Origin of the sequence: Streptomyces sp. V4I23, from assembly GCF_030817975.1 — a bacterium.
Classification (GTDB): domain Bacteria; phylum Actinomycetota; class Actinomycetes; order Streptomycetales; family Streptomycetaceae; genus Streptomyces.
In genome coordinates this window covers 5,851,242-5,878,208 of record NZ_JAUSZW010000004.1, presented here as the reverse complement: position 1 = coordinate 5,878,208, position 26,967 = coordinate 5,851,242, and the positions used below count along the sequence as shown (strand labels likewise).

Sequence of the window (26,967 nt, the reverse complement as noted above, 5' to 3'; positions counted from 1 at the left end):
TCACCGCTCTCCGGACGGACGCTTCTTGACGCGCCGTCTCATCGACTTCCATCTCACCCCGGGCCTCCGCGTGGCCAGGGCCGCTTTCGCGGCGGGATCCTGTCGCGCGAAGGCGATCAGGAGCCCGACGGCGAACATCGTCGGCAGCAGGGCCGACCCGCCGTAGGAGAACAGCGGGAGCGGAACGCCGGCGATCGGCAGCAGACCGAGCACCGCACCGATGTTGACCACGGCCTGGGCCGTGATCCAGGTGGTCACACCTCCCGCTGCGTACCTCACGAAGGGGTCCTCCGTGCGTCCGGCAACGCGGATACCCGCATAGCCTAGAGCCGCGAACAACGCGAGCACCGACAGCGTCCCCGCCAGGCCCAGTTCCTCCCCGGCGACGGCGAAGATGAAGTCGGTATGCGGTTCGGGCAGTTGGCCCCATTTTTCCACACTTGCACCGAGACCGGAACCAAACCATCCGCCGGAGGCAAGAGCATAGATGCCGTGCACGGCCTGCCAGCACTCGCCTTTGGGTCCGAGGTCGGACGCGCCCATGCACTCGAGCCGTGACATGCGGTTCTCGTTGGTCCTGATCAACAGCAGACCGACGAACACGGCGATGCCGAGCACGCCCGTGAACAGACGCGTGGGAGCCCCTGCGAGCCACAGCAGGCCGAACAGGATGGCGGTCAGGATGATCGCCGTGCCCATGTCGCCACCGAGCATGATCAGGCCGAGGAGCAGGAACGTGACGGGGACGAGCGGGACGAGCAGGTGCTTCCACTGGGTCAGCAGCCGCCTCTCCTGCTTGCGGGCGAGCAGGTCGGCGCCCCACAGGATGAGCGCGAGCTTGCCGAACTCGCTGGGCTGGAGCTGGAAGGGGCCGCCGAGGTAGATCCAGTTCTGGTTGCCGTTGACCGCATGCCCTATCCCGGGGACCTGCACGAGGATCATCAGGAACACGGCGGCCAGCAGCAGGGGGTACGACAGGGCGCGGTGCAGTTTGACGGGCATGCGGGAGGCGAGGAACAGCAGGCCCGCGCCGATGAGGGCGGCGACGAACTGCTTGCGGAAGAAGTACGAGGCGGGGAGGGAGTACTCCAGCGCCTGGATCATGGACGCGGAGTAGACCATGACGAGGCCGAGCACCGTGACCAGAAGGCTGCTGCCGAGGATGAGGTAGTACGCGGTCAGGGGTCGGTCCCAGGCCCGCCGCGCCTGCTCGTACAGCCGCCATGGACCGCGGGGTCCGCCGCCGGGCGCCTTGGGGATGCGGGAGCCCCCACCCGGCCGGATCAGTCCCGCCCGGGGAGCGTCGGCCCGGCTGCGCAGCGCGATGCCGGCGACGGCGGGGACGGGCCCCGCGAGGCCCGGCCACCACGCCGTCGCGATGCGCCGCCGGACCTGGTCCAGCGGCGCGGTCCGGACGCGGCCGTCGGCCATGGGACGGGTGCCGGGAGGGCGCGGGGCGCTGCCCCGCGGGGGTACGGACTCGGTGGTGCTGGGCGGCATCGTCGCTGTCCCCTCCAGTCGTGCCCGGCGGCAGCCGGACCTGGCGGCTGTCAGCCGTGCTCGGCGGCGAGTGCGCGGACCGCTTCCGCGAAGGCCTCGCCTCGCTCGTTGTAGTTGGTGAACATGTCCATCGAGGCGCAGGCGGGGGCCAGCAGAACCGTGTCGCCGGGCCGGGCGAGCGAGGCCGCCTCCGCCACCGCCGCGGACATCGCCCCAGTGTCGGTCCGGTCGAGGTCGACGACCGGGACCTGTGGGGCGTGTCGCGCGAGGGCGTCTCGGATCAGGGCACGGTCGGCGCCGATCAGCACGACACCGCGGAGGCGAGCCGCCGACCTGGCGACCAGCTCGTCGAACGTGGCGCCCTTCGCGAGTCCCCCCGCGATCCACACGATCGGCTCGTAGGCGGCCAAAGACGCTTCCGTGGCATGGGTGTTGGTGGCCTTGGAGTCGTCGACGTACGCGACGCCCGCGACGTCCGCCACGTGCTCGATGCGGTGCGCGTCGGGGCGGAAGGCGCGCAGACCGTCGCGCACGGCCGCCGGGGCCACGCCGAAGGCGCGGGCGAGTGCCGCGGCCGCCAGCGCGTTGGCGATGTTGTGCGGCGCGGGCGGGTTGACGTCGGAGACCTCGGCGAGCTCCTGCGCCTGCTTCTGCCGGTTCTCGACGAACGCGCGGTCCACCAGAATGCCGTCGACGACGCCGAGTTGGGACGGCCCCGGCGTGCCCAGCGTGAAGCCGATGGCACGGCAGCCCTCCTCCACGTCCGCCTCGCGCACCAGGTCCTCGGTCGCCGGGTCGGCGGCGTTGTAGACGCAGGCGACCGTGTTGCCCTCGTAGATCCGGCCCTTGTCGGCGGCGTACGCCTTCATGGAGCCGTGCCAGTCGAGGTGGTCCGGCGCGAGGTTGAGGACCGCGGCGGAGTGGGCGCGCAGCGAGGGCGCCCAGTGGAGCTGGTAGCTGGAGAGTTCGACGGCGAGCACGTCGTACTGCTCGTCGCCGGTCACGACGTCGACGATCGGGGTGCCGATGTTCCCGATGGCGGCGGTCCGCAGACCGGCGGCCGACAGGATGGAGGCGAGCATCCGCGTCGTGGTCGTCTTGCCGTTGGTGCCGGTGACGGCGAGCCACGGCGGCGCGTCGGGGCCGCGCAGCCGCCAGGCGATCTCGACGTCGCCGACGACGTCGACGCCCGCCTCGGCCGCCGCCTCGAAGAGAGGGCTGGAGGGTTTCCAGCCGGGCGAGGTGACCACCAGATCCGTGCCCTCGGGCAGCGTCTCCGCGTCGCCGAGGCGCACCGTGATTCCCAGCTCGGCCAGTTCCGCGGCGCGCGCCCGGTGCGCGTCGCTGTCACCGCCGTCCACGACGGTGACGGCCGCGCCGAGGCCGGCCAGGGCGCGGGCGGCGCTGATGCCGCTCACCCCGAGGCCGGCGACGGTGATGTTCCTGCCCTGCCACTCGCTCACTTGTCGGCTGCCCATCCGGCGTAGAAGAGGCCCAGACCCACGATGACGCACATGCCCTGGATGATCCAGAAGCGGACCACCACAAGGACTTCGGACCATCCCTTGAGTTCGAAGTGGTGCTGCAGCGGCGCCATCCGGAAGACCCGCTTGCCGGTCATCCGGAACGAACCGACCTGGATCACCACGGACATGGTGATGAGGACGAACAGTCCGCCGAGGAGGGCGAGCAGGAACTCGGTGCGCGAGCAGATCGCCAGACCCGCGAGCGCGCCGCCGAGCGCGAGCGACCCGGTGTCGCCCATGAAGATCTTGGCGGGCGAGGTGTTCCACCACAGGAAGCCGAAGCAGGCTCCCATGAGGGCGGAGGCCACGACCGCGAGGTCGAGCGGATCTCGTACCTCGAAACAGGCATTGGGATTGGTCAGGGTCTCCGCATTGGCGCAGGACTCCTGGAACTGCCACAGGCCGATGAAGGTGTACGCGCCGAAGACCATCACCGACGCGCCCGTGGCGAGGCCGTCGAGGCCGTCGGTCAGGTTCACGCCGTTCGACATCGCGAGGATCATGAACAGCGCCCAGACCACGAACAGCACGGGTCCGATGGACCACCCGAAGTCGGTGATGAACGACAGCTTGGTGGAGGCCGGGGTGTTGCCGCGCTTGTCGGCGAACTGGAGGGACAGCACCGCGAAGGCGATGCCGACGATCAGCTGTCCCGCCATCTTCGCCTTGGCCCGCAGACCGAGCGACCGCTGCTTGACGATCTTGATGTAGTCGTCGAGGAAGCCGACGAGGCCCATGCCGGCCATCAGGAAGAGGACCAGGACACCCGAGAAGGTCGGGTCCTCACCGGTGATGACCTTGGCGAGCGCGTACGCGATGAGCGTCGCCAGGATGAAGGAGATGCCGCCCATGGTGGGCGTGCCCTTCTTGCTGCCGTGCGTACGGGGGCCGTCGTCGCGGATGAACTGCCCGTATCCCTTGCGGGCCAGCAGTTTGATCAGCAGCGGGGTACCGATCAGGGTCAGGAAGAGACCGATGGCTCCCGCGAACAGGATCTGCCTCATCGGACGGCACCCTCACCCTCGGAGCTGTCGAAGCCCTCGAGCAGAGCCTGTGCGATCCGCTCCAGACCGACCGACCTGGAAGCCTTCACCAGCACGACGTCTCCCGGGCGCAACTCTTTGCGCAACAGGTCGACCGCCGCCTGCGCGTCGGACACGTGCACCGACTCCTCACCCCACGAACCCTCGTTGTATGCGCCCAGTTGCAACCAGGACGCTTCCCTGCCCCCGACCGCGACGAGCTTGCCGACATTGAGCCGGACGGCAAGCCGTCCGACCGCGTCGTGCTCGGCGAGCGCCTCGTCCCCGAGCTCGGCCATCTGCCCGAGCACCGCCCACGTGCGACCTCCCTTTGCCCGTGCGGCTTCGCCCATGGCGGCCAGTGCCCGAAGCGCGGCACGCATGGACTCGGGGTTCGCGTTGTAGGCGTCGTTGACGACCGTCACGCCGTCCGGACGCTCGGTGACCTCCATCCGCCAGCGGGAGAGGGTGCCCGCCTCGGAGAGCGCGAGGGCGATCTCGTCCACAGGCATGCCCAGCTCATGGGCGACGGCGGCCGCGGCGAGCGCGTTCGACACGTGGTGCTCACCGTACAGCCGCATGGTCACGTCACTGCACCCGGTGGGTGTGTGGAGCGTGAAGGAGGGCTGTCCGTGCTCCGTGAGCCGGACATTCTCGGCACGTACGGCGGCGTCGGCGGCCTCTCCGAAGAGCAGCACACGGGCCTCGGTGCGCGACGACATGGCGCGGACCAGCGGGTCGTCGGCGTTGAGGACGGCGACGCCGTCCTTCGGCAGGGACTCGACGAGTTCACCCTTGGCCTGGGCGATCTGCTCGCGGCCGCCGAACTCGCCGATGTGCGCGGTCCCCACGTTGAGGACGAGGCCGATCCGGGGCGGGGTGAGCCCGGCGAGGTACCGGATGTGGCCGATTCCGCGCGCCCCCATCTCCAGCACGAGGTGCTGGGTCTCCTCGGTGGCGGTCAGCGCGGTGAGGGGCAGGCCGATCTCGTTGTTGAGGGAGCCCGGGGTCCAGACCGTGGGCGCCTTGCGCTGGAGCACCTGGGCGATCAGGTCCTTGGTGCTCGTCTTGCCGGCGGAGCCGGTCAGCGCGACGACGTGGGTGCCGAGCCGTTCGACGACGGCGCGGGCGAGCGCGCCGAGGGCCCTTTGGACGTCGTCCACGACGATGGCGGGCGCCTGGACCGGGCGGGTCGCGAGGACGGCCACCGCGCCCGCGTCGACGGCCTGGCGCGCGTAGTCGTGTCCGTCGACGCGTTCGCCCACGAAGGCGACGAAGAGGCTGCCTGGTTCGATCTCACGGGAGTCCCGGACGACGGGGCCGGTGACCTGGACGGCCGGATCCGGTATGTCGTACGTCTGCCCGCCGACGATTTCGGCGATCTCGGCGAGGGAGAGGGCGATCACTACTTCATCCCTGACTGTTCTGGATTGCTTCGCGCAGTACCTGGCGGTCGTCGAACGGGCGGACCACTCCGGCGATGTCCTGGCCCTGCTCGTGGCCCTTGCCGGCGACGAGGACGGTGTCGCCCGGCTGGGCACGGGCGACGGCGGCCGCGATGGCCGCGGCGCGGTCGGCCTCGACCAGGACGTCGCCGCGCTCGTGGATCGGAACCTCGGCGGCGCCGGCGAGCATGGCGGCGAGGATCGCGAGGGGGTCCTCGGAGCGCGGGTTGTCGGAGGTCAGTACGGCGGTGTCGGCCAGGCGCGCGGCAGCGGCGCCCATCGGTCCGCGCTTGGTCACGTCCCGGTCGCCGCCGCAGCCGAGGACGACGTGCAGCCGGCCCTCGGTGACCTTGCGCAGGGAGCGCAGGACGGATTCGACGGCGTCCGTCTTGTGGGCGTAGTCGACGACGGCGAGGTACGGCTGGCCCGCGTCGACGCGCTCGAGCCGGCCGGGCACACCGGGGACGGCGGCGATGCCGTCGGCGGCGGTCTGGGGTTCGATTCCGGCCACGGCGAGCGTGACGATCGCGGCAAGCGTGTTGGCGACGTTGAACGGGCCGGGCAGCGGCGCCTCGGCGCGCACCCGCTCGCCCTTGGGACCGACGGCGGTGAACGTCGAACCGACGGCGGTGACTTCGACGTCCTCGGCGCGCCAGTCGGCGTCCGGGTGCCCCTCGGCGGAGAAGGTGGTGACCGGCACGGTCGCCTCCCCGGCCAGCCTGCGGCCGTACTCGTCGTCGAGGTTGACGACGCCTTCCCGGCTGCGGCGCGGCGTGAACAGCTGCGCCTTGGCCTGGAAGTAGTCCTCCATGCCGGAGTGGAACTCCATGTGCTCGGGGCTGAGGTTGTTGAAGACGGCGACGTCGAAGACGCAGCCGTCGACCCGGCCGAGCACGAGGGCGTGGCTGGAGACCTCCATGGCGACCGAGTCCACCCCGCGTTCGCGCATGACGGCGAACAGGGCCTGGAGGTCGGTGGCTTCCGGGGTGGTGCGCTCGGACTTGATGCGCTCGTCGCCGATGCGCATCTCGACCGTGCCGATCAGCCCGGTGGCGCGGCCGGCCGCGCGCAGGCCGCCCTCGACGAGGTAGGCCGTGGTGGTCTTGCCGGAGGTGCCGGTGATGCCGATCTGGAGCAGGCCCTCGCCGGGCCGGCCGTAGATCTCGGCGGCGAGTTCGCCCATCCGGCCGCGCGGGTTGTCGGTGACCAGGACCGGCAGTCCGGTGGCCGCGGCGCCTTCGGCGCCCGCCTCGTCGGTGAGGATCGCGGCGGCCCCGAGGTCGGCGGCCTGCGCAGCGAAGTCGGCTCCGTGGAACCGGGCGCCTGGCAGGGCCGCGTACACGTCACCGGGGCGCACCGCCCGCGAGTCGTGGGTGATGCCGGTGATCTCTCCCCGGGCCTGCGTCTGCACCCCGAGCCGGGCGGCCAGGTCCCCGAGGTCTGTCGGGCGAGGCCGCGTCGGGCGGGGCGCCCCCGGGTGGTGTTTCGCGGGGTCGTCCTGCTGGGTGGTTCGGTACTGATCAGCGTGTGGCACGGCGGTGAGCGTACCGGGCTCGGGCGGCCAGGGGGAAAAAGAGGGGGCGTCCCCGGCTCGGTTCCCGGGTCGCGGGGTGATCGTTGTCACTGGTGGTTCCTCCGGTCACTCGCCGGGGTCGAAGGTCACGGGCAGTCGTGCGGGGGCCTTGCCGGTCGGTGCGACCTGCAGGGTCTTCAGCGCGAACTCCATGACCTTTTGGTAGACGGGGCCGCAGATCTGGCCGCCGAAGTAGCTGCCCTTGGTGGGGTTCTGGATGGCGCAGTAGACGGTGATCTCCGGATCGTCGGCGGGGGCGAAACCGGCGAAGGAGGCGGTGTAGCCCTTGTAGCGGCCGAGTTCGGGGTCGACGCGGTTGGCCGTTCCGGTCTTTCCGGCGACGCGGTATCCGGGGATGCGTGCCTTGGTGCCGGTGCCCTCCTCGTCGTCGACGACGGATTCGAGCATGGTGGCGAGGGTCTTCGCGGTCTTCTCGCTGACCACGCGGTTCTTCCCCGGCTCGGGAGCCGCCGTGAAGTGCCCGTCGGGCCCCCTGGTGCCGCGGACGAGTGTGGGCTCGATGCGTACGCCGCCGTTGGCGATGGTCGAGTAGACGGAGGCGGCCTGCATCGCGTTGATGGACAGGCCCTGGCCGAAGGGGATCGTGTACTGCTGCGAGGTGGACCAGTCGGCGGGCTCGGCGAGGATGCCGGCCGTCTCGCCGGGGTAGCCGAGGCCGCTGGTGCTGCCGATGCCGAACTTGCGCAGGTAGGAGTGGAGCACCTGGTTGGCCTCGCGCTGGGTCTTCCCCAGCTGTCCGGTCGCGAGGATGGTGCCGATGTTGCTGGACTTCGCGAGGACGCCGTTGAGCGTGAGGTACCAGGTGGGGTGGTCGATGTCGTCCTTGAAGAGCCGGTCGCCGCGGTGCAGGCGGTTGGGGACGACGACATGGGTGCCCGGAGTGGCCTTCTTCTCCTCCAGCACGGCGGCCATGGACATGACCTTGGCGGTGGAGCCCGGCTCGTACGCGTCCTGGAGGGCGGCGTTGCCCATGGCGGCGGCGTTGGCCTGACCGAGGTCGTTCGGGTCGAAACCGGGGGCGTTGGCCATGGCGAGGATCTCGCCGGTGCGGGTGTTCTGCACGATCACATAGCCGCGGTCGGCCCGGGACTTGCCGACCTGGTCCTCGATGGCCTTCTGGGCGGCCCACTGGATGTCCCGGTCGATGGTGAGCTCGATGTCCGAGCCGGGGACGGCGGGCACCTCGCGGGAGCCGGCGGTCGGGACGCGCCGGCCGCCGGACTGGGCGTAGGTGACCGTGCCGTCCTTGCCCGCGAGCGTCTTGTCGAGCATGGACTCGATGCCACCGCCGCCGCGGCCCTCGCCGTTGACGTAACCCAGTATCCCGGCGGCGAGATCGCCGTTCGGGTACACGCGCTTGCTGCTGGGCTCCTGGAAGACGCCCGCCAGGACATTGGCGCCGCGGCCGCCCCTGCGCTTGTCGGCGGCGGCCTTCTGTGCGTAGACGCTCTTGAGGTCCTTGATCTGGTTCCACACCTGCGGGGTCTGGCGGCGGGCCAGGACGGCGTAGCGGGACCCCGGCTTCCTGAGCTTCTCGGCTAGCCGGGCGGCGTCGGTCTGGAGGATGGGGGCGAGCAGCGCGGCTGCCTGTTCGGGCGCGTCGGGGGCCTTGCTCTCCTTCGGCGTGAACATCTTGGGGTCCGCGGTGATGTCGTGCGCGTCGACGGAGGTGGCGAGCGCGATCCCGGCCCGGTCGGTGATCTCGCCGCGCTCGGCGGCGAGTGTGTAGCTGAAATAGCGGTTCTTCTCGGCCTTGGCGGCGTAGGCGCTGGCGTCGACGGCCTGCACCTGGAGCAGCCGCACGACGAAGGCCAGCATCACGAGCGTGAGGCCCAGGCTGACCAGCCGCAGGCGGGGCCGGGGGCTGCCCAGCGTGATGGTGCGCGGGGCGGGGCCTACGCCGCGGGGCGCTGGGCGCCGGGCGGGCCGGGCGGGCCGGGCGGGCCGGGCGGAGGGCGGAGCGGAGGGACGCCGGGCGGAGCCCGGCACGCGCCGCCGCGGGGGCTGCTTGGAGGGCACTGCGTCACCTGCCGGTGGTCGTCGGGTTCGGCTGCGGGGACGTGCGGGACGGGCCGGCGGCGGGGTCGGTCCCCTGAGGGGCGCCCTGTGGCGAGGACGACACGGGGGACGACGCGGCCGGGGCCGGCACGGTCGGGGCGGAGGGGGCCGGGGACGCCGGGGGCGCGGCCGTGGGCGACGCCGAGGGCGTGACGGAGGGGTCCGCCGTCCCGGGGACCTGCTGCGGTTGCGGGTCGGGCGAGGGCAGGGCGGTGGCCTTGCCGGGGACGCCGCGGACCTTGCCGTCCGGGCCGAGGAAGGCGGGGCTGCCGCCGGGGACCATGCCCAGCTCGCGGGCGCGGCGCTCGAGGGCGTCGGGGGCGGAGTAGCTGTCGACGTCGCGCTGGAGCGCCTGCTGCTGGTCGGTGAGCTCGGTGGTCTTCTTCTTCAGCTCGCTCAGCTCGAAGGAGCCCTGGCTGAGGGAGGAGTTGAGCATCAGCAGGGTGATCAGCCCGCCGGACAGGAGCAGCACGACCAGCAGGACGAAGGGGGTGCGGGCGGCGGTGCTCGGCCCCGACGGCATCAGCCGCGTGAGCCGTGCGGCCCTCCCTTTCAACTGCTTGGCCGCTGTGCTCAAGGTGTCCTCCGCATCGCTTCCGTGCCGCCGTTCACCCGGGTGTGCCGCTCAACCGCGCCTGTGGGCCCCGCTCACGCGACGTCCTCGCGGATGCGCTCCGCCGCTCTCAGACGCGCCGGTGCCGCGCGGCGGTTCTGGGCGACCTCTTCGTCGGTGGGCAGTTCGGCGCCGCGGGTCAGCAGCTTCAGCCGTGGCTGGTACTCCTCCGGGACGACGGGCAGGCCGGGGGGCGCGGTGTTGGCGGCGCCGGCCGCGAACACCTGCTTGACCAGCCGGTCCTCGAGCGAGTGGTACGACAGGACCGCGATGCGCCCGCCGACGCCGAGCGCGGCGACGGCGGCGGGAACGGCGCGCTCCAGCACGCTCAGCTCCCCGTTGACCTCGATGCGCAGCGCCTGGAAGGTGCGCTTGGCCGGATTGCCGCCGGTCCGCTTGGCGGCCTGCGGCAGCGCGTCGCGGATGAGCTCGACGAGCCGGGCGCTGTTGCTGAACGGCTCCTTCTCCCGCTCGCGCACGATCGCGGACACGATCCGCTTGGCCTGCTTCTCCTCGCCGTACGCGCGCAGGATCCGCACGAGCTCGCCGGCCGGGTAGGTGTTGAGCACCTCCGCGGCGCTCATCCCGGTCGTCTGGTCCATGCGCATGTCGAGCGGGGCGTCCTGGGCGTACGCGAAGCCGCGGTCGGCCTCGTCCAGCTGCATGGAGGAGACGCCGAGGTCGAAGAGGACGCCGTCGACGCGTGGGACGCCGAGACGGTCGAGGACGCCGGGCAGCTCGTCGTAGACGGCGTGGACGAGGGTGGCGCGGTCACCGAATCGGGCGAGCCGCTCGCCGGACAGCCGCAGGGCCTCCTTGTCCCGGTCCAGGGCGATCAGCCGTACCTCGGGAAACTGCCTCAGCAGGGCCTCACTGTGTCCGCCGAGGCCGAGGGTGCAGTCGACGACGACCGCACCGGGCCTCTGCAGGGCCGGGGCCAACAGGTCCAGGCACCGCTGGAGCATCACCGGGACGTGTCGGGTCTGGCTCATGCGCCCTCTCAGGTCCGGCGCGGGCGGGGCAGGGCCGGGCCGTGCGTACGCCGCGCACGCGGGGAAGTGTGGGGAAATGTGCGGGATGCCACCGAATGTGCTGGTGGCGTCCGTGAACTGCGCGTCACTTTAGTCCACTGGTACGCCCGGTCAATCAACCGGCCAGCGCGTCGCACCCGCCTCGATTGCCCGCTTGTGGGTTACCTCACAACAAGGCTCGTTGACGTTCTTTGTCCGGCCTCACAGCGGGCTCGCACGCCGCGTGACCGTTACCTTCGAGCCATGTCGACTTCTGCCCAGCAGTCCCCCGCCGAGGCCGTCCGCGCCGGCGGAACCGTCACCGACCGTCTCGTCGAGGCGAACCAGCGCTACGCCGCCGACTTCCGCGACCCCGGAATGGACGCCCGTCCGGTCCTCCAGGTCGCGGTGGTGGCCTGCATGGACGCCCGGCTCGACCTGCACGCCGCGCTCGGCCTGGAACTCGGTGACTGTCACACCATCCGCAACGCGGGCGGCGTGGTCACCGACGACGTCATCCGCTCGCTCACCATCAGCCAGCGCGCCCTCGGCACCCGCAGCGTGATACTCGTCCACCACACCGGCTGCGGTCTGGAGAGCCTCACCGAGGACTTCCGGATCGAGCTGGAGGAGGAGGTCGGCCAGCGACCGGCGTGGGCGGTCGAGGCGTTCCGCGACGTCGACCAGGACGTGCGGCAGTCGATGCAGCGGGTGCGCACGTCGCCGTTCCTGCTGCACACGGACGACATCCGCGGCTTCGTCTTCGACGTCACGACGGGTCTGCTCAGGGAGATCGACCCTGCTGCGTGACCGGTCGGCCACCCGATAAATGGGTCAACCCCGGCATATCCCTCTCAGTTGTCCACAGGCGAGTGACACGGCACGGTGACGCCAACAAGAATGCGGGTGTGACGCCGTCCGGAACTTTCCGGAGGCGGTGTCCGTGTTTCGGGGTGGGCCGTGCCGTGTCGTGCGCACAGGCCCTATGAACGGGCCGAGGAGGGCCGGGTGACGACCTATGACGATCGAGCGAGCCTCACGGATCTGACCACGACGGCGGAGCGTGTCCGCAGGTCGGTGGAGAGCGTGATCGAGGGCAAGCCTGAGGTCGTACGGCTTTCTCTGACAGTGCTGCTCGCCGAGGGACATCTGCTCATCGAGGATGTCCCCGGCGTGGGCAAGACGATGCTGGCCAAGGCGCTGGCGCGCTCCATCGACTGCTCGGTGCGGCGCATCCAGTTCACGCCCGACCTGCTGCCCTCGGACATCACCGGTGTGTCGATCTTCGACCAGCAGCGGCGCGAGTTCGAGTTCAAGCCGGGCGCGATCTTCGCGCAGATCGTGATCGGCGACGAGATCAACCGCGCCTCGCCCAAGACCCAGTCCGCGCTGCTGGAGTCCATGGAGGAGCGCCAGGTCACCATCGACGGGCACAGCTACGAGCTGCCCGACCCGTTCATGGTGGTCGCCACGCAGAACCCGGTGGAGATGGAGGGCACGTATCCGCTGCCGGAGGCCCAGCGCGACCGCTTCATGGCGCGCGTGTCCATCGGGTACCCGAGCGCGGCCGCCGAGCTGCAGATGCTCGACGTGCACGGCGGCGTCTCGCCGCTGGACGACCTCCAGCCGGTGGCGCACGCCCACGACATCGTGAAGCTGATCGAGGCCGTGCGCGCGGTGCACGTCGCCGAGTCCGTCCGCAGGTACGCGGTGGACCTCGTCGCGGCGACCCGCAGCCACCCCGACCTGAGACTAGGCGCGTCCCCGCGCGCCACCCTGCATCTGCTGCGCGCCGCCAAGGCGTCCGCCGCCCTCAGCGGCCGGGAGTACGCCCTGCCGGACGACGTCCAGGCGCTCGCCGTGCAGGTGCTGGCCCACCGTCTGCTGCCCACCGCCCAGGCCCAGCTCAACCGGCGCACCGCCGAGCAGGTCGTCCTGGACATCGTGCAGCGCACCCCCGTGCCCACGACCGGCAGCGCCGACGGCGCCTACGTGACGGGCCCGGCGGGTCAGCCGCCGCTGTACGGGCAGCAGCCCGGCGCCCGGCGGCTGTGATGCCCGCCGCTCCCCCGGGCCCGGAGGGCGAGGACAAGGGCGGAGTACGGGCCGCGCTCGGCGGGCTCACCACGCGCGGCCGCTCCTTCCTCGCCGCCGGAGTGGCCGCCGCGGCCTGCGCGTACGTGCTGGGCCAGAGCGATCTGCTGCGGGTCGGGCTGCTCCTGGCCACCCTCCCGCTGATCTGCGTCGCCGTGCTCTACCGCACCCGCTACCGGGTCGCGGCGAGCCGCCGGCTGTCCCCCTCACGGGTGCCGGCCGGCGCGGAGGCGCGCGTGCATCTGCGCATGGACAACGTCTCGCGGATGCCGACGGGTCTGCTGATGCTCCAGGACCACGTGCCGTACGTGCTCGGCCCCCGGCCCCGGTTCGTGCTGGACCGGGTCGAGGCGGGCGGCCGCCGCGAGGTGTCCTACCGGGTGCGGTCCGACCTGCGGGGACGCTATCCACTCGGCCCGCTCCAGCTGCGCCTGAGCGACCCGTTCGGCATGTGCGAACTGACGCGTTCCTTCAGCGCGTTCGACACGCTGACCGTCATCCCTCGCACCGAGGTGCTGCCCGCCGTGCGGCTGGCCGGCGAGGCGTCCGGCTACGGCGACGGCCGCCAGCGCACGCTGGCGCTGGCCGGTGACGACGACATCATCCCGCGCGCCTACCGCTACGGGGACGACCTGCGCCGGGTCCACTGGCGCTCGACCGCGCGCTACGGCGAGCTGATGGTCCGGCGCGAGGAACAGCCGCAGCGCGCCAGGTGCACGGTGCTGCTGGACACCCGCCGGATCGCCTACCAGGGCGCGGGCCCGGACTCGGCCTTCGAGTGGGCCGTCTCGGGAGCCGCGTCCGCGCTGGTGCACCTCATGGAGCGCGGCTTCGCGGTCCGGCTGCTGACGGACACGGGCAGCTCGGTGCCGGGCGCCGGAGCCGACGGCTTCGCCGGCTCCCAGGAGTCCGCGGACTCCGCCGGGCTGATGCTCGACACGCTCGCGGTCGTCGACCACTCCGACGGGGCGGGCCTGTCCCGCGCGATCGACGTCCTGCGCGGCGGCGACGGTGGCGGCGGCGAAGGACTGCTCGTCGCCTTCTTCGGCGACCTCGACGAGGAACAGGCGGCGCTCGCCGCCCGGATGCGGCAGCGCAGCGGCGCCGCGGTCGCCTTCGTCCTGGACGGAGGGACGTGGGTGACCGGCGGCGCGGTGCCGGGTGCGGTCGACGAGCGGCTGCGGCAGCTGCGCGAGGCGGGCTGGACGGCGCTGCCCGTGCGGCCGGGCACACCGCTGACCGATCTGTGGCAGCAGGCGGGCCGGGAGCGTACCCAGGCTCCCGGCGGTACGAACGGGTTCTCGGGGGGTTGGTCATGAGCGGTCGGGCGCGGCTCGCCCTGTGCTCCTACGCCGCCACGCTGATGGCGGCGGGAGCGCTGCTGCCGCTGGTCGATCCGGCCGGCTGGATGCTGCAGGCGGCGTTCCTGCTGGCGCTGCAGAGCGGCGTCGGCGCGCTGGCCCGGCGGGTGCCGCTGGCCGGAGCGCTGACGATCGGCGTGCAGGCGCTGGTCACCCTGCTGGCGCTCACCGTGGTGTTCGTCCGCGAGGCGGCGATCCTCTGGCTGATTCCGGGCCCGGAGGCGTTCGCCCGGTTCGGAGACCTGTTCGCCGCGGGCTACGACGACGTGAGCCGGTACGCGATCCCCGCGCCGGCCACCGACGGCATCCGGCTGATGCTCATCGGCGGGGTGCTGGTGATCGGTCTCGCGGTCGACGCGCTGGCCGTCACGTACCGCAGCGCGGCCCCGGCCGGTCTGCCGCTGCTCGCGCTCTACACGGTCGCGGCGGGTCTGTCCGACGGCGGTGCGGGCTGGCTCTGGTTCCTGCTGGGGGCCTCCGGCTATCTGCTGCTCCTGCTGGCCGAGGGCCGCGACAGGCTCTCCCAGTGGGGACGCGTGTTCGGCGGACCCCCGCCCAACCGGGCGCGGCCGGGCGGCCCGCTCGAGTCCGGCGGCGCGGCCCACGCCCCGGTCCGCACCGGCCGGCGCATCGGCGTGGTCGCGCTGGGCGTGGCCCTCGTCGTACCGGCCGCGCTGCCCGCTCTGGACGGCGGCCTGTTCGACGGGACGGGCAGCGGTCCGGGCCGGGGCGGGAGCGGCGGTGGCACGATCTCCGCGGTCAACCCGCTGGTCTCGCTTCAGGACAGCCTCAACCAGCCGCAGGACCGCGAGGTCCTGCGCTACCGCACCAACGCGCCCGACACCCAGGGCATGTACCTGCGCATCGTCGCCCTCGACCGCTTCGACGGCACCGCGTGGCGCTCCTCCGAGCGCAAGGTGCAGGGCGTGCCGGATCGGCTGCCGGAGCCGGACGGGCTGAGTCCGGCGGTCGGTGTCACCGAGATCAAGACGAACCTCTCGGCCGCGGGTTCGTACAAGCAGAGCTGGCTGCCGATGCCCTATCCGGCGACGAAGGTGGCCATCGGCGGGCGCTGGCGTTTCGAGCCGGCCGGGCGGACCCTGGTCGGCGACCGCGGCCAGACGACGGGCGGCGTGCAGTACTCGGTGAACAGCCTGGTCATACGGCCCACCCGGGAGCAGCTCGCGCAGGCGATGGCGCCGCCGTCGGAGCTGAAGCGCGAGTACACCCAGGTGCCCGACGTCCTGCCGGAGTCGGTCGAGGAGACCGCACTGCGGGTGACCAAGGGCTCCGCCAACGACTTCGAGCGGGCGACGAAGCTTCAGGAGTGGTTCGCCGAGGACGGCGGCTTCACGTACAACACGCAGGTCCGCTCGGGTACCGGCGTCGCCGCGATCAGCCGCTTCCTGAAGCAGAAGGAGGGCTTCTGCGTCCACTTCTCGTTCTCGATGGCCGCGATGGCCCGGACGCTGGGCATCCCGGCGCGGGTCGCGGTGGGCTTCACGCCGGGCAGCCCGCAGTCCGACGGCACGATGTCGGTCGGTCTGCGCGACGCCCACGCCTGGCCCGAGCTGTACTTCGAGGGCGTGGGCTGGACCAGGTTCGAGCCGACCCCGACCCGCGGCTCGGTTCCGGAGTACGCGCAGGAGCAGGCGCCGTCGGGCGGTGCCACCGACCCGGCGCGGCCGGAGGCCGGTGACACGGCCGAGCCGTCGGCGCAGCCGGTCGCCCCGGACACCTGCCCGGAGCATGAGCGCCGTCTCGGTGAGTGCGGGGCGGCCGCGCCGCGCGACATCGAGCCGGAGACGGACGCGGGCTTCCCGTGGCAGGCGGTGCTCCTCACGGTCCTGGGCGTGGTCGCGGTGCTGGTCCTGCTCCTGCTGCCGCTGCTGTGGCGGATCACCACGCGGACGCGGCGGCTGAGCGTGGCGGGCCAGGCGCCGCCGAAGTCGGGTCGGAAGGGCTCCGGGGCCGTCGATCCCGTCGGTGACGGTGCTCCCGCTCCCGCAGGCGCCGGTTCCGTGGCGCCGCTGGACGATCCGGCGGGGACGCTGGCGGTCTGGCAAGAGATCACGGACACGGCCTGGGACCTCGGCATCCTGCCCGACGAGTCGCAGACGCCGCGGAAGGCCGCGGCCCGCATCGTCCGGCTGGGCAAGCTGACGGACGAGCCTGCGGCGGCGATGCACCGCACGGCCCGGGCGCTCGAACAGGTCCTGTACGCCCCCGTTCCGCGCCCGGCCACGGGACTGGCGGACGACGCCCACCTCATCCGCGCGGGCCTGCGGGAGGGCGTGAACCGGCGGACCCGGCTGCGGGCGCTGCTGCTGCCCCGGTCGTCGGTACGCGTGATCTGGGCGCTGTCGTCCCGCTGGGAGTCCCTGCGCCCCCGCTTCGCCCTCCCCGACTGGCTGACGCGCTTCCCCCGCCCGACCCGCCAACGGGGCTGAGCCGTCGCCTCTCGGACGAAGAGGAGGCCTGGGCCCTGGATTTCGTCGGGGGTCAGGCCTCCCGCAGACCTCGGCTCAGGCTGGGGTCCGGGGCGGCCGCGGGCCCTTGGGCACCCTAAGGGCCCGCGGCCGCCCCCTGAAGGCGTCGGCACGGGCCAGACCTCTGGGCCTGGGCCAGGGCCAGGTCACCCGCGGGCCTCGGCTCAGACTCGGCCCTGCGGACTCGCGGGGCAGGCACCCGAGGGCATCGGCGCAGACCAAAATGCGGTGCACGCACGGATGAGGGGCGACGCTCTGCGCGTCGCCCCTCATCCGTGCGTGCAGGTCCGGCAGCCGCCGGATCACTGGCCCTGTTGCTCGTCCCGGCGGCGCTGCCACCGCTGTTCGATCCTGTCCATCATCGACCTTCGCGGGTGGGACTGCCGACGCCCGGCCGAACCTCCGGGAGCCTGCTGCTCGCCCGGCTTGGGCGCCTTGCGCCACCCGGTGACCGCGAGAACCGCGCAGCCGAGCATCACGAGGAAACCCACGACGCTGATCCAGATCTGCTGCGCGACCATTCCGGCCATGAGGAGCGCGATACCCACCAGGAAGCCTGCGACTGCCTGGTAGACCCGTCGCCGGGTGTACGTACGCAGCCCGCTTCCCTCGAGCGCTGTAGCGAACTTGGGATCTTCGGCGTACAGCGCTCGCTCCATCTGCTCGAGCATTCGCTGCTCGTGCTCCGAGAGCGGCACGGAGTCCTCCTCGTCGTCGGTCGCGGGGGCGACCGGTATGCGGCCCTTTCAGGATAGGCAGGGATTCGCCCCCGTGAAACCCGCCCTCTCACCAAACCAGTCCGGGCCGCCATGCCCGATCGAAGCTACTGAGGCGTTGATTCCCCAACCTCCGATCCGTCATGCCGGACGGTGTCCCCCGATCATACGGGGCGAAGCCCACGATCGGGGGTCTGTGCCGTAGTCCATCTGCGGCTGCGCCGCTGATCAGCCGCGCTTCTCTCCCAGGACGTGCAGCTGGGTGGCCACGGAATGGAAGGCGGCGAGTTCGGCGGCCGCCTCCTCCAGCTTCAGGAGCGCTTCCAGGGCCCCGGGCTCCGTGTCGACCAGGACCCCGGGGACCAGGTCGGCGAAGATCCGCACGCCGTGGACGGCGGAGACCTCCGCTCCGGCACCGGCGACCAGCTCCGTGAGCTGGTCGGCGGTGAACCGGCGCGGCACCGGGTCGCCCGCACCCCAGCGCCCGTCGGGGTCGCTCAGTGCCTGGCGCGCCTCCGTGAAGTGACCGGCCAGCGCCCGGGCCAGGACCGCCCCGCCGAGTCCGGCGGCGAGCAGGCTGATCGCGCCGCCCGGACGCAGGGCGTCCACGGCGTTGCGCACGCCCTCGGCCGGGTCGTCCACGTACTCCAGGACGCCGTGGCACAGCACGGCGTCGAAGCTGCCGCGCTCGACGACGTCGAACACGCCGTGGACGTCTCCCTGAACGCCGCGCACCCGGTCCGCGACCCCGGCCTCGGCCGCCCTGCGCTCGAGGGCGAACAGCGCGTTCGGGCTGGGGTCGACGACGGTGACGCGGTGGCCGAGGCGGGCGAGGGGCACCGCGAACTTACCGGTGCCGCCGCCGGTGTCGAGGACGTCCAGGGAGTCCGTACCGACCGCCTTGACCCGGCGGTCGATGGCGTCCCTGAGGACTTCCCACACCACGGCGGTGCGGAGCGAGGCGCGGGAGGGTCGCGATGGGGTCTCCCCACCGGAGGCAGGGGAAGGATCCGGCACGGCAGTTGACTCCTCGGGCGATGTGCTGGTGAGACGCCGTCCACCCTATTGCCTCCACCGGTCCGGCAGCGCTCCGTCCCGTCTCACGGCTCCTCCCGGCTCATGACCCCTCCCTCCCGGCCGGTCCCGCCGGCCCGCCGGTCGCACCGGGCCGCTGCACCGCCTGTGACCGCTCATGCGGGTGCTCCGCCCTCGGCTGGGGCAGCACCGGCTGCAGCACCAGCAGCCGCTCGACGAGACGCAGGAACATCGCGGCGTCGCGCAGCAGGTCGTCGGCGTCACGGGTGCTCGCCGCGCCTCGTATCCCCGCCTCGGCCCGGGCCCGGCGCTCCGCCCCCGAGGCGAAGAGCAGGCTCCACTCGGCCAGCTCGGGCGCTATCTCGGGCAGGACCTCCCAGGCGCTGCGGATGCGCTGCCGGCGGCGGGGGTTGGTCTCCGGTCGGCCACGGGCGGCGAGCACGGCGGCGGCAGTGCGCAGGGCGGCGAGATGGGCTGTGGCATAGCGCTCGTTCGGCACGTCCAGGACGGCGGCCTCCTCGAGACCTGCGCGCGCCTGGGCGAGCAGATCGAGGGCGGCGGGCGGCGCCGAGGCCCGTCGCAGGACGGGGTGGACGTCGTGGGCGGGACCGGTCAGTGAGGGGGCAGGGCCGGTGGCGCGGCGCCGGGACGCGGCAGCTGCGGAGTGGCTGGCCATGACGAGCCTCCTGTCGTCGTGTGACGGCACTGTGGCCGTATGTGTCCATCGTGGGGGCCACCACTGACAGTCGGCCCCGACCTGGGACTTTGCCTCGATCACGGGTTCGGGGTACTTTTGAACTGACCAGTCAGTTCAAAGAATGGGCGGCAGTGGGCGAACAGGGAGTGGGGGCCGTGGAGAGCCCGCACGGGGCGGCAGTGGCCGCCGATGGGTTCGGACTCAAGGGGCCACGCGGCTGGGCCTTCCGCGGGGTCGGCATCGAGGCCGCGCCCGGGTCGCTCGTCGCGATCGAAGGCCCGTCGGGGTCGGGGCGCACGTGCCTGCTGCTCGCGCTCACCGGCCGGATGCGCCCCTCCGAGGGCCGTGCCGAGGTCGGCGGGCTGGAGCTGCCGCGCAGGATGGCCGCCGTGCGGCGGATCAGCGCGCTCGGACCCGTGCCGGGCGTCAGCGATCTCGATCCCGCGCTGACCGTCGCCGAGCACCTCCGTGAGCGCGCGCTGCTGCAGCGCCGCTTCGACGGCTCGCTGCGCGCGCTGCTGCGTCCGCGCGCCGAGCGGGCCGCAAAGGCGCGCGGCCGTGTCGACCGCGCCCTGGAAATGGCGGGGCTGGACATGGCCACGCTCCCCAAGCAGGAGCGGACGGCCGTGCGCGACCTGGAACGGCTGGAGGAGCTGCGCCTGTCCGTCGCGCTCGCGCTGATCGGCCGCCCTCGGCTGCTCGCCGTCGACGACATGGACCTGAAGCTCTCGGACGCCGACCGCGCGGAGGCGTGGGCGCTGCTGCGCACGGTCGCCGGGGGCGGCACCACCGTGCTGGCGGTGTGCAGCCAGGCCCCCCAGGACGCGACCGTCGTCCGCACGACCCCTGCCCAGGCCGGGGACGGGCCGGGCGCGGCGGGGGCCCCGGCCGAGAAGTCCTCGCCCATGCCCGGCACCACCCGCGCGGCCACTGCCGACGGCTCCGCCGAGGTCGCCGACGCCGCCGCGGGCACGCCGGGCGCCGCCGCTGTGGCACAGGCCCAGGCCGGGGACGCCGGCGAGCCCGCCGAGGCCACTCACGCCGCCGAAGCCATGCCTCGCGGCGATCACAAGGACACGACCGAGGAGGGGGCGGCCGATGCGCTCGCCGAAACTGGCCGCGCTTGAGCTGAGGCGCTTCGGCAGGGGAAAGCTGCCGCGCGCCGCTCTCGTCGCCGTACTGCTGCTGCCGCTGCTGTACGGAGCGCTGTACCTGTGGTCCTTCTGGGACCCGTACAGCCGTCTCGACAAGATCCCCGCCGCCCTCGTCAATGACGACAGGGGCGCGACCGCCGACGGCAAGAAGGTCCGTGCCGGTGACGAGATAACGGAGGGCCTGCGCGACAGCGAGGTCTTCGAGTGGCACGAGGTGAGCGACGCCGAGGCCCGCGAGGGCGTCGAAGACGGCACGTACTACCTCTCGCTCACCATGCCCGAGGACTTCAGCCGGCGGATCTCCTCCAGCTCGGGCGACTCTCCCGAGACGAGCGCGCTCCGGGTCCGTACGAACGACGCCAACAACTACATCGTCGGGCAGATCTCCCGCACGGTGTTCTCCGAGGTGCGTACGGCCGCGTCGACGAACACCTCGCGCGGCTTCCTGGACCGCATCTTCATCTCGTTCTCCGACATCCACGACGCAACCGCCGAGGCGGCCAGGGGCGCCGACAAGCTGAAGGACGGTGTCGGCAAGGCGAAGAAGGGCTCGAAGGACCTCGCCGACGGCCTCAAGGACGCGAAGGCCGGCAGCGGGAAGCTCGCCGGAGGCATCACCAGACTGAACAAGGGCGCCGGCGAGCTGGAGACCGGTTCCCGGCAGGTGGCGGCGGGCACCCAGGAGCTGGCCGACAAGGTCAACGGCATCGCCGCCGACGTCCGTCCGTACCTCAAGGACAACGGCAGGACGATCGGCGACACCGCCCGCCTCGTGGCGGACTCCTCCCGCGCGGTGCGCCACAACCTGGACATCCTCGCGAAGCACGCCCCGGCCACGGCCCGGCTGGCCCACAAGTCGGCCGACGAGCTGAGCGAGATGTACCGCACGCGCTGCGAGGAGAACCCGCTCCCCGACCCCAGCTTCTGCCCCGCCCTGAAGCGCGCCGAGGTCACCGCGGCCGACGTGGCGGCGATCGCCGACGACGTGAACGCGCTCGTCGCCGACAACAACGGCGATCTGAAGGCGATGACCGGTCACCTCAAGAAGCTCGAGAAGCAGGCGGACGACCTCGCCGCCCGCTCCCCGGAGCTGGACGAGGACCTGGAGTACGCCGTCGGCAAGATCAACGAGCTCAACAAGGGCGCGCACAAGGTGGCCCGCGGAGCGGACCAGCTGCACACCGGCCTCACCACCGCGAAGACCGGTTCCACGGATCTCGACGCCGGCGTCGGCCGGCTCAAGAAGGGCGCGGGCGAACTGGACGGCGGGCTGTTCCGGTTGTCCGGAGGTTCCAAGGATCTGGCGGGCGGGCTGCACGACGGCGTCGGCAGGATTCCGGACTACGACGAGAAGGACCGCGACCGGCGAACGGAAGTCATGGCCGACCCGGTCCAACTGGCCGCCCAGTCGCTGCACAAGGCGCCCAACTACGGCACCGGCTTCGCGCCCTACTTCATCCCGCTGTCCCTCTGGGTGGGGTCGATGGTCGCGTACATGATCATCCAGCCGCTGAACCGGCGGGCGCTCGCCGCGGGCGCCTCCGCCTGGCGGATCGCGCTGGCCGGCTGGCTGCCGGTGGCCGCGATCGGTCTGCTCCAGGTCGCCGCCCTGATGTCCGTGCTGCACTGGGGACTTGGGCTGCGTGCCGCGCGGGCCGCGGGCACCGTCGCCTTCCTGGCGCTGGTCACCTGCTGCTTCGCCGCGATCATCCAGTGGCTCAACGCCCGCTTCGGCGCGGCGGGCCGGATCCTCGTCCTCGCGGTGCTGATGCTCCAGCTGACCAGCGCGGGCGGCACCTACCCGGTCCAGACGAGCCCGGCGTTCTTCAGCGCCGTCCACCCGTTCCTGCCCATGAGCTACGTCGTGGAGGCGCTGCGCCGGCTCATCACGGGCGGCGGGCTCGGCCCGGTCTGGCAGGCGAGCGTCGTCCTCACCGCCTTCACAGCGGGCGCCCTCGCACTCACCGCGGTCTCCGCCCGGCGCAAGCAGGTGTGGACACTCGACCGGCTGCACCCGGAGCTGAGTCTGTGACCGCGGTGCGACCTGTGAGAATCGACGCCATGGACAGCACGAGCACCAGACGCCGGGCGACGCGTGCCAAGCTCTACGAGGCCGCCGTGACCCTCATCGCCGAGCAGGGGTTCTCCGCCACCACGGTGGACGAGATCGCCGAGCGCGCCGGGGTCGCCAAGGGCACGGTGTACTACAACTTCAAGAGCAAGACCGAGCTCTTCGAGGAGCTGCTCCGCTTCGGTGTCGGCCTGCTGACCTCCTCGCTTCAGCGGGCGGCGGACGAGACGGCCGAGCGCGGCGGCACCAAGGTCGAGGCGCTGGACGCGATGATCAGGGCCGGTCTGGTGTTCATCGACCGCTACCCGGCCTTCACCCAGCTGTACGTGGCCGAGCTGTGGCGCACCAACCGGGCCTGGCAGTCCACCCTGCTCGTCGTCCGGCAGGAGGCGGTGGCCGTCGTGGAGAGGGTGCTGCGGGAGGGCGTCGAGGCGGGTGAGCTGAGCGACGAGATCGACGTCCCGCTCACGGCCGCCGCTCTGGTCGGGATGGTGCTGGTGGCGGCGCTCGACTGGCAGGCGTTCCAGCGGGAGCGGTCGCTCGACGACGTGCACGGGGCGCTGTCGCTGCTGCTGCACGGACGGGTGAGCGGACGACGCGACTGAGCGCGAGGGCCCGGGCCGGATGTTCCGGCCCGGGCCCTCGCGTACGTCCCCCGTGTCCCCCGTTCCTCCCCCTGTCCCCCGTTTCCCCTGTCCCCCGCGTCCCCCGTGGTCCGGAGAGCCCGTCCCCCGTCGTTCCCCCGTGGTCGTGGGCTCTCCGGCGTTCTCCCCGTTCCGGCAGGGGTGCCGCGCCGTTCCGAAGCCCCGTGTCGTCGGTGCCGGCGCCGCGCCCCTCCCGTGGTCCCCACTCTTCCGTCCGCGCAGGTGGGAGCCCATCCGCGCGGGTACTCATCTCAGCACCTAGGTACGGATACTCAGCCCTGTGTGCTCATCCCCACCCGGCACCGCCTCGGCCTGGTCACGATCACGTCCGTGTCCGTACTCCCCCTCGGCTTCACCAGCGGCTGGGCCGGCGGGATCAACGCTGGGCATCGTCACAGCGGCCGAAGCGCAGGGCGGCCGCGGGTGTGGTCCACAGGCCACGGGAATGAGTGTCGGCGGCGGTCGATAAAGTCGGCCGCATGGCACGAATTGCGGTGATCGGCGCCGGCATGGGCGCGATGGCGGCTGCTGCCCGGCTGGCCACGGCGGGCCACCGGGTGACGGTGTACGAGCGGTCGGCGACCCACGGGGGTTCGGTGGGCCGCCTCGAGCGCGACGGCTTCGCCTTCGACACCGGGCCCGGCCTGCTCCACCTGCCCGCCGTGTGGCGCGATCTGTTCGTCAAGACGGGCAAGGAGCCGCTGGAGCGGTGCGTCGAGCTGGTCCAGGTCGATCCGGCGAGCCGGCACGTCTTCCCCGACGGCACGGACGTGTCCCTGCCGAACGCCTCACGGTCCGGCATCGTCTCCGCGCTCGACGCCGCCCTGGGGTCCGGTGCCGGTGAGCGCTGGGGCGAGTTCCTCGGGCGGGCCCGCGAGACATGGGAGCGTTCACGGCGGCCGCTGCTCGAGGAGCCGCTGCCCGCCGACCGCTCGCCGCTCTCCCGGGATCCCTATCCGGCACTGCGCCGCGGCCTGTTCCGGCGTCCGGCCCGCACGCTCGGCGAGATCGGCGAGCGGGAGCTGCGCGATCCGCGCCTGGCGGCTCTCCTGGGCAGCCATGCGGTGGCGTACGGGCTGGACCCGCGCACCGCGCCGGCGTCGGCCGCCGTCCTGCCGTACATGGAGCAGACCTTCGGCTCGTGGTACGTGAAGGGCGGCCTGCGCGCGCTCGCGGACGCGGTGTACGAGCGGTGCCTGGCCCGGAAGGTGGAGTTCGTCTTCGGGGCGGCGGTGACCGGCGTGCGGGAGAAGGACGGCCGGGCGGCGGGCCTGGAGCTCGCTTCCGGCGGCCCCGTCGAGGCGGATGTGGTGGTCTGCGGCGCTCTGCTGCCGTCCCTGTTCGAGGAGCACATCGGGCGGCCGAGCCACCGGGAGGAGTGGCCGCACTGGCAGCCACGGGTGCGGACCGGGCGGGTGAGCGTGCACCTGGCCCTGCGGGGCGGTCGGGAGGCCGCTGCCGTGCACCGCACCGTGGTGCACGCGCCGGACCCGGCGGCCGAGTGGGACGCGATCGCGGCCGGGCGCACTGCCCCCCGCCCGACGGTGACGGTCCTGCGGCCCGACGACCCGCTGCTGCGGCCGGACGGCGACCACGAGAGCGTCACGCTGGTCTCCACCGTGCCGAACGGCCTGCACGGCGGGCAGACCTGGGCGGAGGCCGCCGAGCATGCCGCCGACCGGATGGTGGAGGCGGCCGGGGCCGCGGTGCCGGACCTGCGCGAGCGGATCCTGTGGCGCGAGGTGCGCAGCCCCGAGGACACCCGGCACGCCACCGGCACGGACCGGGTCCCGGCCCCGGCGCTCGCGGGCGCGTCCGGCGCCTTCCTGCCCGCGGCGAACGCCGGGGACCTGCCCGGCCTGTACGTCGCCGGGGGCTGGGCGCACCCGGGCGGCGGGCTGGCGCATGCGGGGATGTCGGGGGCACTGGTGGCCGGGCTGATCGTGGAAGGCGCGGAGTTCCGCGGTTCGCAGTGAGACGGAGCGTGCGACAGGGCCGGAATGACCGCCGGCCCGTGGCCGCGCGGGCGACTCAGTAGCGGTACTGCTGCTCGTTGTGGCCGGATCCCGCGTCGTAGCCGTACGGCGACGGCTGTTCCTGCGGCATCGGGGGGATCTGCTGGTCGCCGTCGCGCTGCTGGGGGACCCAGAGCCCGCCCGGCGGCGTGTCGCCGTAGTGCTGCGCGTACGGATCGGCGTAGGGCTGCTGCGCGCCGTAGGCGTCGTAGCCGCCGTAGGAGGCCGCGTACTGCTGTCCGCCCGCGTACGGGTCGGAGTACGCCGGGTACTGCTGGCCGGATCCGTAGTCGTAGTGGCTGCCGTCGGCGGGCTGCTGGGGCTGGCCGTGGTCGCCGTACGCGTCGTAGCCGGTGGGGGCGGCGCCGTACGGGGCGTAGGGCTGATGCGGTTCCTGTTCCTGCTGCCGTGCCGCGTAGGCCTCTTCGGTGTATATGCCGTACTGACCGGTTTCGTCGGGCAGCGGCTGGGGTTCGTAGACCTCGGGCGCCTCGGGGGCGTACGGCGGCTCGGAGGGCTCGTAGGAGAGGTCCGAGACCTCCAGCGTCGGCTCGCGTTCGGTGTCCGCCGGGGCGGACCTGCGGCGCCTGCTGACCCCCGGACTGCCGCCCAGCGCCCAGCCCGTGGAGAAGCCGCGCCGGAAGGAGAGGGTGACGTACGTCTGACCGACGGCGAAGGCGGCCGCACCGAGCGCGATCACCACGACGGAGGGCAGCAGCACGCCCACGACGACGCCGAGGAACCCTGCGAAGGCCAGAACGCGCCAGCGCAGTCGCGCCTTGTACTGCAGCAGCACCTCACCGAGCAGCCACAGCGCGACGATGCCGAACGCGATGTAGAGGACCGTCCAGCCCATGCCCGCCCCTCTCCTGCGGCCGCCGCCCGGGGTTGTGGCGGGTGTGGCCGGTCACGACTGCTGGTGCAGTCCGAGATTCTCGTGGATCTCGAGCGTCGCCGTGGAGTTGTTGAGCGTGATGAAGTGCAGTCCCGGGACACCCTCGGACAGCAGCCGTGCGCAGAACTCCGTCGCGAACTCGATGCCAGTGGAGCGTACAGCGGCCGGATCGTCCTTGACCGAGAGGATCCGGTCCCGGAGTGATTCGGGGAAGGCGGCGGTGCTCAGCTGCGGGAGCCGCTCCAGCATCTTCACGCTGGTCACGGGCATGACCTCGGGGATGATCGGGGTCTCGCAACCCGCCGCGGCGAGGCGGTCGCGGAGCCGGAAATAGTTTTCGGGCTCGAAGAACATCTGCGTGATGGCATAGTCGGCGCCCGCGCGGCACTTGTCGACGAAGTGCCGGATGTCCGTGTCCCAGTCGGTGGAACGCGGGTGCATCTCCGGGAAGGCCGCGACGCCGACGCAGAAGTCGCCGGACTCCTTGATGAGCCGGACCAGTTCGGCGGCGTATGTCACGCCCTCGGGGTGCTTGCCCCACTCGCCCATCGGGTCGCCGGGCGGGTCGCCGCGCAACGCGAGGATGTTGCGGATACCCGCGTCGGCGAACTGGCCGACCATGTTGCGCAGTTCGGCGATGGAGTGGCCGACGGCGGTGAGGTGGGCGACGGGGGTGAGGGTGGAGTCGGCGGCGATCTTCTGCGTCGCCTTCACGGTGCCGGCGCGGGTGGAGCCGCCGGCGCCGTAGGTGACGGAGACGAAGTCGGGCGCGACCGCCTCGACCCTGCGCAGCGCGTTCCAGAGGTTCTTCTCGCCCTTGTCCGTCTTGGGCAAGAACTCGAAGGAGTACGTCGTCTCGCCTGTCGCGAGCATGTCGCGCACGGTGCGTGCGCGATCCGTCCTGGTGGAAGCAGTGCCGAGGGCCATACGGGCAGGTTAGCCAGGCCCAGCGGGTCACCCAACCAGATCAGGGGATTTTGTCGCCTTTTGTCCGTCTAGTGTCCACACTCTGGACACTCGTGAGACGC

At 72.3% G+C, this 26,967-nt stretch carries 21 protein-coding genes; 8 read left to right on the top strand and 13 right to left on the bottom strand.

Translation table 11 applies throughout. From position 1 onward, the window contains the following. The 8 genes from ftsW to rsmH form a co-directional block, all read right to left on the bottom strand. Window positions 1-1,500 carry a putative lipid II flippase FtsW gene (gene ftsW, locus QFZ82_RS29000; protein WP_373429338.1) on the bottom strand — a complete coding sequence of 500 codons (1,500 nt, stop codon included), beginning with the start codon at window positions 1,498-1,500 and terminating at the stop codon, window positions 1-3. A 50-nt stretch (window positions 1,501-1,550) separates the two neighbouring features. Then, window positions 1,551-2,978: a UDP-N-acetylmuramoyl-L-alanine--D-glutamate ligase gene (gene murD / locus QFZ82_RS28995; RefSeq protein ID WP_307715952.1), complete on the bottom strand. Its 1,428-nt coding sequence runs from the start codon at window positions 2,976-2,978 to the stop codon at window positions 1,551-1,553. Beyond that, window positions 2,960-4,030 carry a phospho-N-acetylmuramoyl-pentapeptide-transferase gene (gene mraY / locus QFZ82_RS28990; protein WP_307715951.1) on the bottom strand — a complete coding sequence of 357 codons (1,071 nt, stop codon included), beginning with the start codon at window positions 4,028-4,030 and terminating at the stop codon, window positions 2,960-2,962. The genes murD and mraY overlap by 19 nt, the downstream gene beginning before the upstream one ends. After that, on the bottom strand, window positions 4,027-5,454 hold the full coding sequence (gene murF / locus QFZ82_RS28985; RefSeq protein ID WP_307715950.1) for a UDP-N-acetylmuramoyl-tripeptide--D-alanyl-D-alanine ligase: 1,428 nt from the start codon (window positions 5,452-5,454) through the stop codon (window positions 4,027-4,029). The genes mraY and murF overlap by 4 nt, the downstream gene beginning before the upstream one ends. A 4-nt stretch (window positions 5,455-5,458) precedes the next feature. Next, on the bottom strand, window positions 5,459-7,117 hold the full coding sequence (locus QFZ82_RS28980; protein WP_307715949.1) for a UDP-N-acetylmuramoyl-L-alanyl-D-glutamate--2,6-diaminopimelate ligase: 1,659 nt from the start codon (window positions 7,115-7,117) through the stop codon (window positions 5,459-5,461). A 15-nt stretch (window positions 7,118-7,132) separates the two neighbouring features. Further along, window positions 7,133-9,106, bottom strand: a complete 1,974-nt coding sequence (locus QFZ82_RS28975) for a penicillin-binding protein 2 (protein WP_307715948.1) — start codon at window positions 9,104-9,106, stop codon at window positions 7,133-7,135. Between the two features lie 4 nt (window positions 9,107-9,110). Beyond that, window positions 9,111-9,722: a septum formation initiator family protein gene (locus QFZ82_RS28970; protein WP_307715947.1), complete on the bottom strand. Its 612-nt coding sequence runs from the start codon at window positions 9,720-9,722 to the stop codon at window positions 9,111-9,113. 71 nt (window positions 9,723-9,793) lie between these two features. Then, window positions 9,794-10,750, bottom strand: a complete 957-nt coding sequence (rsmH, locus tag QFZ82_RS28965) for a 16S rRNA (cytosine(1402)-N(4))-methyltransferase RsmH (protein WP_307715946.1) — start codon at window positions 10,748-10,750, stop codon at window positions 9,794-9,796. 282 nt (window positions 10,751-11,032) lie between these two features. Between rsmH and QFZ82_RS28960 the strand changes: the two genes are divergently transcribed. From QFZ82_RS28960 to QFZ82_RS28945, 4 genes are all read left to right on the top strand, one after another. Next, window positions 11,033-11,578 carry a carbonic anhydrase gene (locus QFZ82_RS28960; RefSeq protein ID WP_307715945.1) on the top strand — a complete coding sequence of 182 codons (546 nt, stop codon included), beginning with the start codon at window positions 11,033-11,035 and terminating at the stop codon, window positions 11,576-11,578. A 198-nt stretch (window positions 11,579-11,776) separates the two neighbouring features. Further along, window positions 11,777-12,823, top strand: coding sequence for a MoxR family ATPase (locus QFZ82_RS28955; protein WP_177152776.1), 1,047 nt, complete (start codon window positions 11,777-11,779; stop codon window positions 12,821-12,823). Continuing rightward, window positions 12,823-14,181, top strand: a complete 1,359-nt coding sequence (locus QFZ82_RS28950) for a DUF58 domain-containing protein (RefSeq protein WP_307715944.1) — start codon at window positions 12,823-12,825, stop codon at window positions 14,179-14,181. The genes QFZ82_RS28955 and QFZ82_RS28950 overlap by 1 nt, the downstream gene beginning before the upstream one ends. Beyond that, entirely contained in the window at window positions 14,178-16,673 is a 2,496-nt protein-coding gene (locus tag QFZ82_RS28945) for a DUF3488 and transglutaminase-like domain-containing protein (protein WP_307715943.1), read from the top strand. Before QFZ82_RS28950 ends, QFZ82_RS28945 begins: the two co-directional genes overlap by 4 nt. Window positions 16,674-17,014: 341 nt before the next feature. Here QFZ82_RS28945 and QFZ82_RS28940 read toward each other — a convergent pair whose 3' ends face one another. The 3 genes from QFZ82_RS28940 to QFZ82_RS28930 form a co-directional block, all read right to left on the bottom strand. Beyond that, on the bottom strand, window positions 17,015-17,410 hold the full coding sequence (locus tag QFZ82_RS28940) for a DUF3040 domain-containing protein (RefSeq protein WP_307715942.1): 396 nt from the start codon (window positions 17,408-17,410) through the stop codon (window positions 17,015-17,017). 246 nt (window positions 17,411-17,656) lie between these two features. After that, complete coding sequence (locus QFZ82_RS28935; protein ID WP_373429449.1) at window positions 17,657-18,373, bottom strand: class I SAM-dependent methyltransferase; 717 nt, start codon at window positions 18,371-18,373, stop codon at window positions 17,657-17,659. A 172-nt stretch (window positions 18,374-18,545) separates the two neighbouring features. Next, window positions 18,546-19,139, bottom strand: a complete 594-nt coding sequence (locus tag QFZ82_RS28930) for an SAV_6107 family HEPN domain-containing protein (protein ID WP_307715940.1) — start codon at window positions 19,137-19,139, stop codon at window positions 18,546-18,548. Window positions 19,140-19,315: 176 nt separating this feature from the next. Between QFZ82_RS28930 and QFZ82_RS28925 the strand changes: the two genes are divergently transcribed. From QFZ82_RS28925 to QFZ82_RS28910, 4 genes are all read left to right on the top strand, one after another. Then, the gene (locus QFZ82_RS28925) at window positions 19,316-20,287 is read left to right on the top strand and encodes an ATP-binding cassette domain-containing protein (protein WP_307715939.1); all 972 of its coding nucleotides are present in this window, start codon (window positions 19,316-19,318) and stop codon (window positions 20,285-20,287) included. Continuing rightward, window positions 20,259-22,346 carry a YhgE/Pip domain-containing protein gene (locus tag QFZ82_RS28920; protein ID WP_307715938.1) on the top strand — a complete coding sequence of 696 codons (2,088 nt, stop codon included), beginning with the start codon at window positions 20,259-20,261 and terminating at the stop codon, window positions 22,344-22,346. Before QFZ82_RS28925 ends, QFZ82_RS28920 begins: the two co-directional genes overlap by 29 nt. Window positions 22,347-22,375: 29 nt before the next feature. Continuing rightward, the gene (locus QFZ82_RS28915; protein WP_307715937.1) at window positions 22,376-22,990 is read left to right on the top strand and encodes a TetR/AcrR family transcriptional regulator; all 615 of its coding nucleotides are present in this window, start codon (window positions 22,376-22,378) and stop codon (window positions 22,988-22,990) included. A gap of 518 nt (window positions 22,991-23,508) precedes the next feature. Next, complete coding sequence (locus QFZ82_RS28910) at window positions 23,509-25,005, top strand: NAD(P)/FAD-dependent oxidoreductase (RefSeq protein ID WP_307715936.1); 1,497 nt, start codon at window positions 23,509-23,511, stop codon at window positions 25,003-25,005. Between the two features lie 55 nt (window positions 25,006-25,060). Here QFZ82_RS28910 and QFZ82_RS28905 read toward each other — a convergent pair whose 3' ends face one another. Further along, window positions 25,061-25,900, bottom strand: coding sequence for a hypothetical protein (locus tag QFZ82_RS28905; RefSeq protein WP_307715935.1), 840 nt, complete (start codon window positions 25,898-25,900; stop codon window positions 25,061-25,063). Window positions 25,901-25,951: 51 nt separating this feature from the next. Next, window positions 25,952-26,866, bottom strand: a complete 915-nt coding sequence (metF, locus tag QFZ82_RS28900) for a methylenetetrahydrofolate reductase [NAD(P)H] (RefSeq protein WP_307715934.1) — start codon at window positions 26,864-26,866, stop codon at window positions 25,952-25,954. Window positions 26,867-26,967: the final 101 nt, after the last annotated feature.